A 14,151-nucleotide genomic window follows, 5' to 3' on the forward strand; every position below is an offset into this window, starting at 1 on the left:
GCATGGGGAGTTCTCACCCTCTCGATCCCCGGAAAGGGTAAAGATCGAGCCACCCGCCGTAGATATACTCGCCCGACCGGCGCAGGCCGGTTCCGCCCGGTTCGCCCGGGTCGAGGGGGAGCTCGCGAGGGCCGCCCCCACCCGCCACCGACGGCGTCCGACGGCACGCACGAGCGAAGGACCGACATGACCGAGGCAGCACCGCTCCAGCCCCCCGCCCCGACGGAGACGCTCACGCTCAGCGCCCCGGAGCCCGTCAAGCCCGTCGCCACCACGCAGGCGCCGTCGCTCGCGCCGCGCGTCGACGAGGCCGCGATCCCGGGCCTCCAGTCGAAGGTCTCCTCCTACCTCGACCAGCTCCTCGCGACGGACACGCGCTCGCCCGAGTTCGCGGCGAAGGCCGACGACATCCGCAAGATGGGCGACAAGGACATCCGCGCGGCCTCCGACGTCTCGAACCGCATGCTCGAGATGCCGGTCCGGGAGCTGCGCGAGGGCGGCGTCTCCGAGAGCTCCAAGGTGAGCAAGTCGCTGCTCGAGCTGCGCCGCACGGTCGAGGACCTCGACCCCAGCGAGGCGAGCATGGGCAAGAAGTTCCTGGGCCTCATCCCGTTCGGCGGGAAGCTCCAGGACTACTTCCGCCGCTACGAGAGCTCGCAGAAGCAGCTCAACGCGATCGTCCAGTCGCTCTACAACGGCCAGGACGAGCTCCGCAAGGACAACGCAGCCCTCAACCTCGAGAAGCAGAACCTCTGGGACTCGATGGCGCGCCTCAACCAGTACATCTTCATCGCCGAACGGCTCGACACCGAGCTCTCCACCAAGATCGCCGAGCTCGAGGCGAGCGACCCCGAGCGTGCCCAGGCGCTGCGCGAGGACGTGCTGTTCTACGTCCGCCAGAAGCACCAGGACCTGCTCACGCAGCTCGCGGTGTCCATCCAGGGCTACCTCGCGATGGACATCATCATGAAGAACAACGTCGAGCTCATCAAGGGCGTCGACCGCGCGACGACGACGACGGTCTCGGCGCTGCGCACGGCCGTCATCGTGGCGCAGGCGCTCGCGAACCAGAAGCTCGTGCTCGACCAGATCACGGCGCTCAACACGACGACGTCGAACATGATCGCCTCGACCTCGAAGATGCTGGCCGACCAGTCGGCGAGCATCCAGCAGCAGGCCGCGAGCGCGACCGTCGGGCTCCCGCAGCTCCAGCAGGCGTTCGCGAACATCTACGCGACGCTCGACTCGATCTCGACGTTCAAGACGCAGGCGCTCGACTCCATGGCGCAGACCATCGGCGTGCTCGAGACCGAGACGACCAAGGCGAACGAGTACCTCGACCGCGCGCGCCGCTCCGACCAGTCGCAGGTCGGCAACGGCTCGCTCGACATCGGGCGTCTGTGACCCCTGGCGACGTACGCGCCCCGTCCTCCCGCGGCCTGACCGCCGCTTCCCGCACCACAGATCGGACCCCGAGCTAGATGGGCTGGTTCTCCGACGTGATCGGCCGCCTCGGCGGCCGGTCCCCCGCGCCCGAGCCCGCGCTCGAGCTGCCCGCCCCGCCGACGTCTGCCGAGATCCTCGCCTCGGTCGAGCGCGTGGAGCAGCAGATCGAGGGGCGCGTGCCGCCCGCCGTCACGGCGCGCGTGCACCGCATCACCGGCACCGTCGAGGAGATGGTGCCGCGCCTCGACCGCCTCGGTGGCGGGTCCCAGCAGGCGCACACCGTCGTCGCGACCGCCACGAGCTACCTGCCCGAGGCCGTCGGCGCGTACCTGCGCCTGCCGCGCGACTTCGCCGACCGGCGGGTCGTCGCGCAAGGCAAGACGTCGCTCATGCTGCTGTGCGACCAGCTCGACCTGCTCGGCGTCACGCTCGACAAGATCTCCGACGCGGTCTCGCGCGCCGACGCCGCGGCGCTCGTCGCGCACGGCGCGTTCCTCGCGGAGAAGTTCCGCGACTCGTCGATCGCGCTCGACCCCGGGGCCGGCCAGGGCACGCCCCAGCCGCCGAGCGGCCCGACGTCCGAGCCCGGACGACTGGAGGCGCCATGACCGGCCCGGTGACCCCGAGCCTCGCTGCGGCGCTCGACGCGCTCGACGCCGTGGCGCACGCCGCGGGCGTGGACGAGGAGGCGGCGCGCGACGAGGGCGCCCGCCTCGCGGCGGCCGTCGCCGAGTCCTCCCCCGGGGCGCCCGCGGCGTGGCTCGCGGCGCTCGGGCACGACCCCGCGGCGACGGGCGCGTTCTTCACCGCCGCGTCGAGCGCCCGGCGCTGGCGCACGTCACCGACGGACGTCCTCGCCGCCCTCGGCGCGGCGCGATCGAAGCACGCCGCCGCGTACGGGCGGGCGCTCGCCGACGTCGCGCGCGCGGCCGGGCGCCTCGGCTCCCCCGGCCCGCACGTGGCCGGGGCCGCCGCGGCCACCGCCGCGGTACAGCAGTCGGGCGGCGCCCCGGCACCGGCACCGGCACCGGCACCGGCAGCCTTCCCGGGTGCCGGTCGCGCGCCGTCGGGCCCGACGGCGCTGCCCGCCGCGGGCGGCCCAGTCGCTGCACGCCCGGCGACCGGCGGTGCGGACCCGTTCGACCTCGGCGACCTGCTCGCCGCGCAGGGCTCGCTCGACGCGCTGCGCCGCACCGCGCCCGAGGTCCCGTCCGTCGAGTCGATCCTCGACGCGCTCGGCGCACGCCCGACCGCGGCGCCGTCCGGCACGCCCGCCGCGCCGTCGGGCACGACGCCGGTCGGTGCGCCTGCGGGAGGCGCCGACGCCACCGCCACGCAGCCCGCGGCGACGACGACGACCGAGGCCGCGGTCGAGGAGGAGGCGCCCCGCTCGATCGAGGAGCTGCTCGCGGAGCTCGACGCGCTCACGGGCCTCACCCGCGTGAAGGACGAGATCCATCGCCAGACAGAGCTGCTGCGCGTCGAGAAGCTGCGCACCGAGGCAGGGCTGACCCGCCCGACGCTGACGCGCCACCTCGTGTTCCTCGGCAACCCGGGCACGGGCAAGACGACGGTCGCGCGCCTCGTCGCGGGCATCTACCGCGCGCTCGGGCTGCTCGAGAAGGGCCACCTCGTCGAGGTCGACCGCTCCGAGCTCGTCGCGGGCTACCTGGGCCAGACCGCGGTGAAGACGTCCGAGGTCGTCGCCACCGCGCTCGGCGGCGTGCTGTTCGTCGACGAGGCGTACGGGCTCGCGGAGGACCAGTACGGCGCCGAGGCGATCAACACGCTCGTCAAGGACATGGAGGACCACCGCGACGAGCTCGTCGTCATCGTGGCGGGCTACCCCGGGCCGATGGCGGACTTCCTCGCCACGAACCCCGGCCTCGAGTCGCGGTTCTCCACGACCATCACGTTCGAGGACTACGCCGACGCCGAGCTGCGCGACATCTTCGCGGGCATGGCGGCGAAGTCCGACTTCGAGCCGACGCCCGAGGCGCTCGACGTGTTCGCGCGCCTCGCCGCGGCGCAGCCGCGCACCGAGGGTTTCGGCAACGCGCGCTGGGCGCGCAACGTGCTCGACGCCGCGATCGCGCGCCACGCCTGGCGCCTCAAGGACACGGAGGCGCCGACGATCGACGAGCTCCGCCTCCTGCTGCCGGTCGACGTGGTCGACGGCGAGGGCGCCCTCGCGCTCCTCGCCACGCTCGACCCGCCGGTGGCCGACGACACCCAGGACGACGCCCCGACCCCGGGCGCCCCCACCGACGACGCACCGTCCTCCGACGTCGCGTCCGACGACGCGCCCGAGACCGCCCCCTCCACCGCCGAGGAGAACGCATGACGACCACCCCGGTCCGCCCTGCGGGCCAGCAGATCGTCCCCGCGGGCGGCCCCGCGCCGGGCAGCGCGCCCGGCCCGGTCGGCACCCCGAGCGGAGCACCGAGCGCCGGCGTGTCCCGCGCCCGCGGCGCGCTCCGCCGCACGCCCGGCAAGCTGCGGCTCGTCATGGCGCTGTGCGTGCTCGCCGCCGTCGCGCTCGGCGTGCTCGGTTTCCAGGCGGGCAGCGTCCAGTCCCGGGCGCTCGAGGCCGCGAGCGAGGACACCGCGCAGCTCGTCGGGGTCCAGGAGGTCCGCAACGCCCTCGTCGCGGCGGACGCGACGGCGACCGGCGCGTTCCTCGTCGGCGGCCTCGAGCCCGCCGACCAGCGTGCCCGGTACGACGACCTCGTCGACCAGGCTGCGAGCGGGCTCGCCACGCTCTCCGGGAGCAACGAGGGCGACGCGGAGCTGCTCGGCCAGGTCGCGGCCGACCTCACGGTCTACACCGGCCTCGTCGAGCAGGCGCGCGCCAACAACCGCCAGGGCTTCCCGGTCGGCTCGGCGTACCTCGACCAGGCGTCGACCATCCTGCGCGAGCAGATGCTCCCGGCGCTCGACGAGGTCGTGCTCGACGACGCGGACCGCGTCGCCGCCGACTTCTCCGGCGTCCGCAACGCGCTGTGGGTGCTCGCGGGCGGGCTCGTCGCGCTCGCGGTGCTCGTCGTGAGCCAGGTCTGGCTCGCGCGCCGCACGCACCGCGTGCTCAACGTCGGCCTCGCCGTCGCCACCGCCGTCGTGCTCGTCGTCGGCATCGTGTCGACGGTCCTGCTGGCCCAGGCGAGCTCGCGCGCGCAGGACGTCCGCACCGGTCCCTACGCCGCGACGCTCGCCGCGTCCCAGGCGTACTCGCTCGCCAACGACGCGAAGTCGATGGAGGCGTTCACGCTCATCAAGCGCGGGTCCGGGCAGGCGTACGAGGAGGCCTTCGTCACGGCGACGGATGACGCCGCGGCGCGGCTCGACACCGCGGCGTCCGAGGGGATCCTCGACGGGTCGACCGCCCAGGCGCTCGACGCGTGGGTCACCCGGCACGCGGACATCCGCGCGCTCGACGACGCAGGAGACTGGGACGACGCCGTCGCCCTCGCCACGGCGACGGACCCCGAGAGCCCCAACGCCGCGTTCGACGCGTTCTCCGCGTCCGCGCGGGACGACATCGAGACCAACGCGGCCGCGACGAGCCAGCGGCTCGACGGCGCGTCGACGACCGCGACCGTCGCCGGCTGGCTCCTGCTGGCCGCGGGCCTGGTCGCCGCCCTGCTCGCGTGGCGCGGCGTGACCGCACGACTGGAGGAGTACCGGTGACCACGACGCTCGCCACCCCCGACCGCAGCCGTCGCGCCGGTGCCCGTCGGCGCCGCAGCGGCGTCGTCGCCGCAGGGCTCGCCGCGGTGCTCGCGCTCGCCGCGTGCTCGGGTCCGTCCGGCGCGGACGACCTCCGTCTCACCGAGGCGCCGCAGGACGAGGCCGCCGAGGAGGCGCCGGCCGCACCGGCCGCCCCCGCGGAGTGCGCCGACCCCCTCGCCTCGTACGCGCCCGAGGGTGCGCTGCCCGGACCCGACGCCCTGCCCGGCGGCAGCACCATGGCCGCGATCCGCGACCGCGGCTCGCTCATCGTGGGTGTCTCGGCCGACACGCTGCTCATGGGCGCGCGCAACCCGCTGTCGGGCCAGATCGAGGGCTTCGACATCGACGTGCTCCACGAGATCTCGCGCGCGATCTTCGGCGACCCCGACCGGCTCACGTTCCGCGTGATCACGTCGGGCCAGCGCCTGGAGGTGCTCGAGAACGGCGAGGTCGACCTCGTCGCGCGAGCGTTCACCATCAACTGCGAGCGGTGGGAGTCCATCGCGTTCTCGGCCGAGTACTACCACGCGGGCCAGAAGGTGCTCGTCTCGCGGGACTCGACCGCCGGCGGGATCGCGGACCTCGAGGGCCAGCGCGTGTGCGCCCCCGAGGGCACGACGACGCTCACGCGCCTCGAGCAGTTCGCCGGCATCGAGCCCGTCCCGGCCACGACCCACACGCAGTGCCTCGTGCTGTTCCAGCAGGGCAAGGTCGACGCGATCACGGGCGACGACACGATCCTCGCGGGCTTCGCGGCACAGGACCCGTACGCGAAGGTCGTCGGCGAGGCGATCAGCGACGAGCCGTACGGCATCGGCGTCCCCGCGCAGAACGTGGACATGGTGCGGTTCGTCAACGGCGTGCTGGAGCAGCTGAAGTCCGACGGACGCTGGGCCGCGATCTACGGCGAGTGGCTCGGCGGCCTCGGCCCGGCACCCGCCCCGCCGACCGCGGTGTACGGCCGGACGCCGTGACCCGCACGACCGCACCCGAGGCGCCGGGGCGGCTCGGCGAGGCGATCCCCGCCGCCGACCTCCTGGCGTACCTCGCCGCGCTCGAGACCTGGCTCGACGAGCGGCGCACGGAGCTCGACCGGCTCGACGCCGCCGCCCAGGCGGCCGCGACGCCCGACGTCTACACGGCCGACCTCGTGCTCGCGCTCTCGCTCTGGCAGGCGATCCGCACGCGCGCGGACGAGATCCGGCCCGTCTGGGACTCGGGCAGGGCCGACGCCGTCGCGCGCGAGAAGATCTCCCAGCTCGTCTGGGGCCGGCTCGACTCCGGGTCCGGCGCCGCGCTCGTCTCGCTCGTGGAGGCGGTGAAGCTGTGCGACGCGCTCGTCGTCCAGCTCCGCACGCGACTGTCGTTCGACCCGCACACGGCCGACCAGGTCGCGCGCCTGCGCGGCGTCCGCGCCGAGCTCGTGCGCTGCGAGGACCTCGCGGGCTCCGACGCGGACGCGCGGGGCCGCGTCGAGACCCTGCGCGGTCGCCTCGACCACCTCGTCGCCCAGGCCGCGCGCGGGGCCGACGTCTCGGGCCCCCTCGCGGAGCTCGAGACCGAGGTCGCGCGGGCCGAGCGCGACCTCATCGTCGCGTCGGCGCAGCGCCGCGAGCTGCGCCGCGACCGCGCGCGGACCGAGGAGCAGCGCGACGCGCTCGAGGCCCGCGAGCCCGCGCTCCGCGAGCTCGTCGCCCGCTGCCGGCGCGAGATCGCGCACCCGCCGCGGCTCGCGGTCCCCGACGTCTCGCGACTCGGGCCCGTCCCCGACTCCCGGTTCGAGCTCGACGCCTACACGGCGCGGCTCGCGACCGTGGCCCGCGCCGTCGAGACCGTCGAGGACGCCTACACCCGCCCGCTCCGCGAGCGTGCGGAGCTGCGCTACAGCCTCGAGCGGCTCGCGGCGAAGGCTCGGGCCAACGGGCGCTCGGCGTCGCCCACCGTGCGCTCCGGACACGTCGAGGCGCGCGAGGCCGTCGAGGCCGTCCCGTGCGACGTGACGCTCGCCCGCTTCCTCGTCGAGCAGTACCAGTTCCTCACCCGCGACCTGCCCACCCCGGAAGGAGCGTCGTCGTGACCACCACCGCGACCGTCCCGTGCTCGGAGCCCGGCTGCCCGGGCACCATCGAGGACGGCTACTGCAACGTCTGCGGCGCGCCCGCGGGCGGCTCCGGCGGCACGCCGACGGGGACCTCGACCGGCACCACCGGCGCGCCGGCGCCGGGCACGGCCGCTGCCGCGTCGCCGTCCGCGATGCTCGGGACCGGCTTCGTCCAGGGTCGCCCCGGGACCGGGTCGGCCGCGGGCGCGGACCCCGACGCCGAGCGCTCGACCCGCACGGGCCGCACGAGCTCGAGCCGCCTCGCCACGGCCGCGCTCGGCTCGGCGCGCACCGCCGCGACCGGCTCGAAGGCGACGCGACGCGTCGGCACGTCCTCGACGCGCCTGCGCGGGCGCGGCCTCGGCGCGGGCCTGACGACCGTCCCGTCCGTCCCCGCGCGCGACCCGCTCCAGTCCGTCATGGCCGTGCCCGAGGTCGCGGAGCGCAAGCGGTTCTGCCCCGCGTGCGGCGAGAAGGTCGGCCGCGGTCGCGACGGGCAGCCGGGCCGCACGTCCGGCTTCTGCCCCCACTGCGGCAACCGGTTCGACTTCACGCCGCAGCTCCAGCCGGGCGACCTGGTCGGTGGGCAGTACGAGGTCGTCGGCTGCCTCGCGCACGGTGGCCTCGGCTGGATCTACCTGGCTCGCGACCAGAACGTGTCGGGCCGGTGGGTCGTGCTCAAGGGCCTGCTCAACTCGGGCGACCCGGACGCGTACGCGGCCGCGATCTCCGAGCGGCAGTTCCTCGCGGAGGTCGAGCACCCGCTCATCGTCGAGATCTACAACTTCGCCATGCACGACGGCGCCGGCTACACCGTCATGGAGTACGTCGGCGGCGAGTCGCTCAAGGAGATCCTCCAGGACCGCCGGGACGCCAACAAGGGCGCGATCGACCCGATGCCGGTGGACCAGGCGCTCGCCTACGTGCTCGCGATCCTGCCCGCGTTCGCCTACCTGCACGACCACAACCTGCTGTTCTGCGACTTCAAGCCGGAGAACGTCATCCAGCAGGGCGACGGGGTCAAGCTCATCGACCTCGGCGGCGTGCGGCGCAGCGACGACCTCACGTCGGCGATCTTCGGGACCGTCGGGTACCAGGCACCCGAGGTGGCGGAGGTCGGCCCGTCGGTCGCCTCTGACATCTACACGATCGGGCGCACGCTCGCGACGCTCGTGCTCGACTTCCGCGGCAACACGACGACGTACGTCGCGTCGCTGCCACCGGTCGCGGACACGCCGGTGTTCCAGCAGTACGACTCGTTCTACCGCCTGCTCGCCAAGGCGTGCGCGCTCGACCCGGCGGACCGCTTCGCGACCGCCGACGAGATGCGCACCCAGCTCCTCGGGGTGCTGCGCGAGGTCGTGGCCGCCGACGCGGGACCGGGCAACCCGGCGCTGCACTCGGCGGCGTCGGTGCTGTTCGAGGCCCCGGTCGCCGACGTGGCGGCCCGGCCGCTCGCGTGGGACGAGCTCCCCACGCTGCGCCGCGACGACCACGACCCGATGGCGAGCTGGCTCGCCGGCGTCAACGTCGTCGACCCGGACGCGCGCCTGGCCGCGCTCGCCGACGCGCCCGAGGACACCGTCGAGGTGCACCTCGCGCGCGCCCGCGCGGCGATCGAGGCGGGCCGCTTCGACGTGCTGCGCGGCACGATCGGCACGATCCTCGCGGACGACCCGTGGGAGTGGCGCGCCGCGTGGCTCGGCGGCCTGGGCGAGCTCGCCCAGGGCGACCCTGTCGCCGCGCGCGCCTCCTTCAACGCGGTCTACGGCCAGGTGCCCGGCGAGCTCGCGCCCAAGCTCGCGCTCGCCGCGGCCTGCGAGCTGAGCGGTGAGCCGGACATCGCGGAGTCGCTCTACGTGATCTGCGCCCGCACCGACGCCAACTACACCGCGCCCGCCGCGTTCGGGCTCATGCGCATCCGCGAGGCGCGCGGCGACCTCGACGGGGCGCTGCACGCGCTCGACCTCGTCGGGCCGACGCGCGGGTCGTACGTCGAGTCCCGCACCCTGCGCGCGCACCTGCTCGCCGAGTCGGGTCGGGGGCTGCCCGCGCTCGCCGACGCGATGGCGAGCGTCGCGGCGGTGTCGATCGCGCCGCGCGAGCGTGCCGAGCTCTCGGTCGGCGTACTGCGCTCCGCGCTCGAGACCGTCACGCGGTCCGGGCCCGAGCCGACGACGCGGATCGCGGGCGTCCCCGCCGACGAGCCTGCGCTGCGCGACGCCCTCGAGGGCGCGTACCGCGAGCTCGCGACGCTCACGGACTCGCGCGACGAGCGCATCACGCTCGTCGACCGCGCGAACGAGGTGCGACGGTGGACGGTCCGATGAGCGACGCCCCAGCACCCGTGCCCGGCAAGGCCGTGCCCGAGCTGACGGTCCCCGGCCAGGCCGCCCCGGCGCAGCCCGTGGTGCTCGCGTGCCCCGCGTGCGGCGAGCCGTCGCCCGAGGGTGCGCGGTTCTGCGAGGCGTGCGGAACGCCGCTCGCCCCGCTCCCGCAGACCGGGAGCCCGGAAGACGGGGGCCCGCAGGACGGGGACACGGCGGGCGGCGCGTCGGCCGGTCCCGGGGCGGAACGACTCGTGCCGCCGGACGGCTCGGCCGCGCACCCGGACGGCTCCCCGCTGAGCGGCGCGACCGCGCCGGGCACCGGAGCCCGGCCGTGCGTGCGCTGCGGTGGCCGCGTCGCCGACGACGGGTACTGCACCGAGTGCGGCGAGCCGGCCGCCTCCGAGCGCGACCACTGGGCCGAGCGGCCCGCGACGTGGGTCGCCGGCGTGTGCGACCGCGGCGTGCGGCACTCCCGCAACGAGGACGCGATGGCGCTCGCCGCCAGCCCGTCCGCCGCGGCGGACCGGGCGTTCGCCGCGCTCGTCGTGTGCGACGGCGTCTCCTCCGCACCCGACTCCGACGTCGCGAGCCTCGCGGCCGCGCGGGCGGCGCGCGACGTGCTCGCTGCGGGAGCCCCGGAGGGGGCCTCCCCCGTCGTCGGCGAGCCGACGGCGCGGGTCGCCGCCTGGTCGACGCTCGTCGGGGACGCCTCGCGCGCCGCGCAGGACGCAATCCTGACGACCGTCGGCGCGATGGCCGACCGCGAGAACCCGCCGTCGTGCACGTTCGTCGCCGCCGTCGTGGACGGCCCGCTCGTCGTCACGGGCTGGGTGGGCGACTCGCGCGCCTACTGGATCCCGGACACGGGCGAGGCGCACCAGCTCAGCGTCGACGACTCGTGGGCGCAGGAGATGATGGCGCAGGGCATCCCCCGCGCCCAGGCGGAGAGCTCCCCCCAGGCCCACGCGATCACGCGCTGGCTCGGCCCCGACGCCCCGGACCCCGTAGCGCGGACGGCCGCGACGTTCCCCGACCGCGACGGCTGGGTGCTGGTGTGCTCCGACGGCCTGTGGAACTACTGCTCCCCGGCCGCCGACCTCGCTGCGCTGCTCCACGCCGTCCAGGAGCGGGTCGGCCACGACCCGCAGACGGTGGCGGGCGCTCTCGTGGACTGGGCGAACGCCCAGGGCGGCCGCGACAACATCACGGCGACGCTCGCGCGGTTCGACCGGTCCTCGGACCCGGACTCCCCGGAGCTCGACCCGGACCTCGAGACGACGATCCCCACCACCTGACGCGGGCCCCGCGCCGCGGTGCGACCCCACCCACGCGCGACCCGCCCACGACCCGATAGCCTGCACGAACACCCGCACCACCGAAGGAGCCCCCATGGCCGAGTTCGCCGCCGAGGTCTACCAGAACGAGTTCCTGTCCGAGGGCGCGACGGACGTCCACGCGATCGTCACCGTGACGTGCACGGGGGCCGGGAGCGCGGGGAGCGTCGGCGGCGCGGGCGGGGTCGCCGAGATCATCATGGTCGACACGTCCGGGTCGATGTCGGGCCGGAACATGGAGGCCGCGAAGCACGCGGCCCAGGTGGCCGTGGACCAGATCCTCGACGGTACGTGGTTCGCGATCGTCGGCGGCAGCCACGTCGCCAACCGCGTCTTCCCCTACCCCAACGCCCGGATGGCGATGGTCCAGATGGAGCCGGGCGCGCGCGCCGAGGCGAAGCGCGCGATCTCGATGCTCACGCCCGGCGGCGGCACGGCGATGAGCACGTGGCTGCGCCTCGCGGACCAGCTCTTCGCGACCGTCCCGCAGGCCGCCCAGCGGCACGCGATCCTCCTCACCGACGGCAAGAACGAGTCGGAGCCGCGCGCGAACCTCTCCGCCGCGGTGCGTGACGTCACCGGCCACTTCCAGTGCGACGCGCGCGGCGTCGGCTCGCGCTGGCAGGTGGACGAGCTGCGCGAGATCTCGACCGCGCTGCTCGGCACGGTGGACCTCATCGCGGACCCGAACGAGATCGCGGCGGACTTCGAGAAGCTCATGCAAGCCTCCATGGCCCGCGGCGTGGCCTCGGCCGACCTCCGCGTCTGGGCCCCGCAGGGCTCCCAGGTGCTCTTCGTCCGGCAGGTCGCGCCGACCGTCGAGGACCTGACCCACCGCCGCGCCGAGGTCAACCCGCTCACCGGTTCCTACCCGACCGGCTCGTGGGGCGACGAGTCGCGCGACTACCACGTCGCCGTGCGCGTCGCGTCGAAGCCGGTCGGGTCCGAGCAGCTCGCGGCACGCGTCCAGCTCGCGGTCAACGGCGAGGTCGTCTCCTCCGGCCTGGTCAAGGCCAAGTGGTCCGACGACGAGTCGCTCACCACGCGCATCAACCCCGAGGTCGCGCACTACACGGGCCAGACCGAGCTCGCCGCGGCCATCCAGGAGGGCCTCGCGGCCAAGGCGTCGGGCGACGAGGCGACGGCGACCGTCAAGCTCGGGCGCGCCGTGCAGCTCGCCCAGCAGACCGGCAACGAGGAGGCGACGTCGCGGCTGCGCAAGGTCGTCGACATCGACAGCGAGGAGCAGGGGACCGTGCGCCTCAAGCGCAACACCTCGGCCCTCGACGAGATGGCCCTCGACACCGCCTCGACGAAGACGACGCGGGTCCGCCGGTGAGCGCCGTCGTCTGCCCCAACGGGCACCCGTCCGAGTCGACCGACTACTGCGACGTGTGCGGCGAGCCGATCGGCGCCGCGTCGACCCCGGCCGCGTCCGCGCCGAGCGGCTCGACGCCCGCGCCGGGCGGCGCCTCGGCCGCGCCCGCGACGACACAGCCCGTCCAGTGCCCCAACTGCGGGTCCCCGGCGCCCGGCGGCGCGCTGTTCTGCGAGAACTGCGGCTACGACTTCACGACGGGCTCTCTGCCCGACCCGGTCGAGCCCCCGTCCGCGCTCTCGCTCGACCCGCCGTCGCGCCCGACGCCGCCCGCGGCCCCCGTCCCGGGCACGCCCTCGGCGTCCACGCCGCCCCCGCTGCCGGCCTCCGCAGCGACGCCGGCGTCGTCGTCGACGCCGCCCCCGCTGCCCGCCTCGGCCGCGCCCACCGCACCCGGCGCGGGCGCCGTGGGCGAGCCGGCCGCCCCGGGCGAGCCCGCGACGTCGGGCACCCACCTGCCGACGCCGCCGGTCCCCGGGCCCGACCAGTGGGTCGTGGAGATCTGGATCGACCCCGACTGGTACACGGCGCAGCAGCCCGAGGACCCGATGCCCTCGGCGGGCCTCCCCGGCCTCGTCGTGCTGCGCGAGCGCAGCGTGCTCGTCGGACGCCCGTCGGTGTCGCGGGGCATCCACCCGCAGGTCGACTGCGGCGCGGACACGGGCGTCTCCCGACGGCACTGCCAGCTCAGCACGGACGGCCAGCGGTGGTGGGTCGAGGACCTCCAGTCGTCGAACGGGACCTACGTGAGCCCCGCGGGCGAACCGCTGCCGACCGACCCGATCCCCGCCGGGCAGCGACGCGAGCTGTCCGACGGCGACCGCGTGTACCTCGGCGCGTGGACGCGCCTCGTCGTCCGCAAGGCGCTCCCGGGCGAGGTCTGACCCGCTCCCCCGCACCATCGACGCCCCGCTTGGAGGTTTCCTCCGGGCGGGGCGTCGCCGTGTCCCGGACGCGTTGTGCGGAACCTCCAACCGGTTGTGCGAACCGGCAACGATCCGCGCACCGCGTGGTCGCGCCGCGCGTCGCCCGGCGGGCGTCGGGGACGGGAGAGTGGGGTCGACGGCGCAGGCGGTCACCCGCAGGGGGAGCCGGTCGTCGCCGTCTGACCCCGCACCCGACCCCGGACCCGACCGAGGAGCCGCACGTGACCGACGCCCCGCACGACACCGTGACCGAGAGCCCGACGCCCGCCCGCGCCGCGATGGCCGCCGGGGAACCCGCACGCCGCGGGCGGTTCGCTCTCGACGCGGCCGACGCCGCGCGCGTCGCCACGTTCGCGGCGCTGATCGCCGCGCTCGGCATGCCCGGGTCGGTCGCGCTGTTCGGGAACGCCGTCCCGATCACCCTCCAGACGCTCGGCGTCATGCTCGCCGGCACGATCCTCGGCGCGTGGCGCGGCGCGCTCGCCGTCGCGACGTTCCTCGCGCTCGCGGCGGCAGGGCTCCCGGTCCTCGCGGGCGGGCGCGGCGGCCTCGGGGCGTTCGTCGGCCCGTCCGCCGGCTACCTGGTCGGGTTCCTCGTCGGGGCGGCGGTCGTGGGCTGGCTGGTCGACCGGCTGCGCCGGGTGACGTTCGTCGGCGTGCTCGTCGCGTGCCTCGTCGGCGGGGTCGCGGTGGTCTACGCGTTCGGCGTGCCGGTCCAGTCGCTCGTCACGGGGGTGCCGCTCGCGACCACCGCGCAGCTCTCCCTCGCGTTCGTGCCCGGCGACGTCCTCAAGGCGCTGGCCGCCGCGGCGATCACCGTCGGCGTCGTGCGTGCCTACCCGGCCGCGCGGCGGTCGGGCCGCCCCGCAGGCCGTCCCGCGGCCGCCGACCCCGCCTTCTCCTGACA

Annotated in this window: 11 protein-coding genes; all 11 read left to right on the forward strand. The window is 75.5% G+C overall.

Annotated elements, in window-relative coordinates; all coding sequences use genetic code 11:
• Positions 1 to 186 precede the first annotated feature (186 nt).
• The 11 genes from ACFVN3_RS06765 to ACFVN3_RS06815 all read left to right on the forward strand — a co-directional run bounded on the left by ACFVN3_RS06765 (position 187) and on the right by ACFVN3_RS06815 (position 14,149).
• A complete protein-coding gene (locus ACFVN3_RS06765; RefSeq protein WP_087471651.1) occupies positions 187 to 1,404 on the forward strand; it encodes a toxic anion resistance protein in 1,218 nt (405 codons plus the stop codon).
• A 77-nt stretch (positions 1,405 to 1,481) separates the two neighbouring features.
• Positions 1,482 to 2,054, forward strand: coding sequence for a hypothetical protein (locus ACFVN3_RS06770; protein ID WP_047233197.1), 573 nt, complete (start codon positions 1,482 to 1,484; stop codon positions 2,052 to 2,054).
• Complete coding sequence (locus ACFVN3_RS06775) at positions 2,051 to 3,790, forward strand: AAA family ATPase (protein WP_378231903.1); 1,740 nt, start codon at positions 2,051 to 2,053, stop codon at positions 3,788 to 3,790. The genes ACFVN3_RS06770 and ACFVN3_RS06775 overlap by 4 nt, the downstream gene beginning before the upstream one ends.
• Complete coding sequence (locus tag ACFVN3_RS06780; RefSeq protein ID WP_378231905.1) at positions 3,787 to 5,133, forward strand: hypothetical protein; 1,347 nt, start codon at positions 3,787 to 3,789, stop codon at positions 5,131 to 5,133. The genes ACFVN3_RS06775 and ACFVN3_RS06780 overlap by 4 nt, the downstream gene beginning before the upstream one ends.
• Positions 5,130 to 6,149, forward strand: coding sequence for a glutamate ABC transporter substrate-binding protein (locus tag ACFVN3_RS06785; protein WP_378231907.1), 1,020 nt, complete (start codon positions 5,130 to 5,132; stop codon positions 6,147 to 6,149). Before ACFVN3_RS06780 ends, ACFVN3_RS06785 begins: the two co-directional genes overlap by 4 nt.
• The gene (locus ACFVN3_RS06790; RefSeq protein ID WP_378231909.1) at positions 6,146 to 7,252 is read left to right on the forward strand and encodes a hypothetical protein; all 1,107 of its coding nucleotides are present in this window, start codon (positions 6,146 to 6,148) and stop codon (positions 7,250 to 7,252) included. The genes ACFVN3_RS06785 and ACFVN3_RS06790 overlap by 4 nt, the downstream gene beginning before the upstream one ends.
• On the forward strand, positions 7,249 to 9,606 hold the full coding sequence (locus ACFVN3_RS06795; RefSeq protein ID WP_378231911.1) for a tetratricopeptide repeat protein: 2,358 nt from the start codon (positions 7,249 to 7,251) through the stop codon (positions 9,604 to 9,606). The genes ACFVN3_RS06790 and ACFVN3_RS06795 overlap by 4 nt, the downstream gene beginning before the upstream one ends.
• Positions 9,603 to 10,901 carry a PP2C family serine/threonine-protein phosphatase gene (locus tag ACFVN3_RS06800; protein ID WP_378231913.1) on the forward strand — a complete coding sequence of 433 codons (1,299 nt, stop codon included), beginning with the start codon at positions 9,603 to 9,605 and terminating at the stop codon, positions 10,899 to 10,901. Before ACFVN3_RS06795 ends, ACFVN3_RS06800 begins: the two co-directional genes overlap by 4 nt.
• A 94-nt stretch (positions 10,902 to 10,995) precedes the next feature.
• Positions 10,996 to 12,279 (forward strand): VWA domain-containing protein, encoded by a 1,284-nt coding sequence (locus ACFVN3_RS06805; RefSeq protein WP_378231915.1) that lies wholly within the window; start codon positions 10,996 to 10,998, stop codon positions 12,277 to 12,279.
• Positions 12,276 to 13,202 (forward strand): FHA domain-containing protein, encoded by a 927-nt coding sequence (locus ACFVN3_RS06810; RefSeq protein ID WP_378231917.1) that lies wholly within the window; start codon positions 12,276 to 12,278, stop codon positions 13,200 to 13,202. The genes ACFVN3_RS06805 and ACFVN3_RS06810 overlap by 4 nt, the downstream gene beginning before the upstream one ends.
• Positions 13,203 to 13,522: 320 nt before the next feature.
• Positions 13,523 to 14,149, forward strand: a complete 627-nt coding sequence (locus tag ACFVN3_RS06815) for a biotin transporter BioY (protein ID WP_378232069.1) — start codon at positions 13,523 to 13,525, stop codon at positions 14,147 to 14,149.
• Positions 14,150 to 14,151 lie beyond the last annotated feature (2 nt).

The sequence above is a fragment of the Cellulosimicrobium sp. NPDC057862 genome (genome assembly GCF_042797035.1).
Classification (GTDB): Bacteria; Actinomycetota; Actinomycetes; order Actinomycetales; family Cellulomonadaceae; genus Cellulosimicrobium.

Coding starts and splice junctions, on each gene's coding strand:
- ACFVN3_RS06765 (WP_087471651.1), top strand. CDS start 187: ATGACCGAGGCAGCACCGCTCCAGCCCCCCGCCCCGACGGAGACGCTC.
- ACFVN3_RS06815 (WP_378232069.1), top strand. CDS start 13,523: ATGGCCGCCGGGGAACCCGCACGCCGCGGGCGGTTCGCTCTCGACGCG.
- ACFVN3_RS06770 (WP_047233197.1), top strand. CDS start 1,482: ATGGGCTGGTTCTCCGACGTGATCGGCCGCCTCGGCGGCCGGTCCCCC.
- ACFVN3_RS06775 (WP_378231903.1), top strand. CDS start 2,051: ATGACCGGCCCGGTGACCCCGAGCCTCGCTGCGGCGCTCGACGCGCTC.
- ACFVN3_RS06780 (WP_378231905.1), top strand. CDS start 3,787: ATGACGACCACCCCGGTCCGCCCTGCGGGCCAGCAGATCGTCCCCGCG.
- ACFVN3_RS06805 (WP_378231915.1), top strand. CDS start 10,996: ATGGCCGAGTTCGCCGCCGAGGTCTACCAGAACGAGTTCCTGTCCGAG.
- ACFVN3_RS06800 (WP_378231913.1), top strand. CDS start 9,603: ATGAGCGACGCCCCAGCACCCGTGCCCGGCAAGGCCGTGCCCGAGCTG.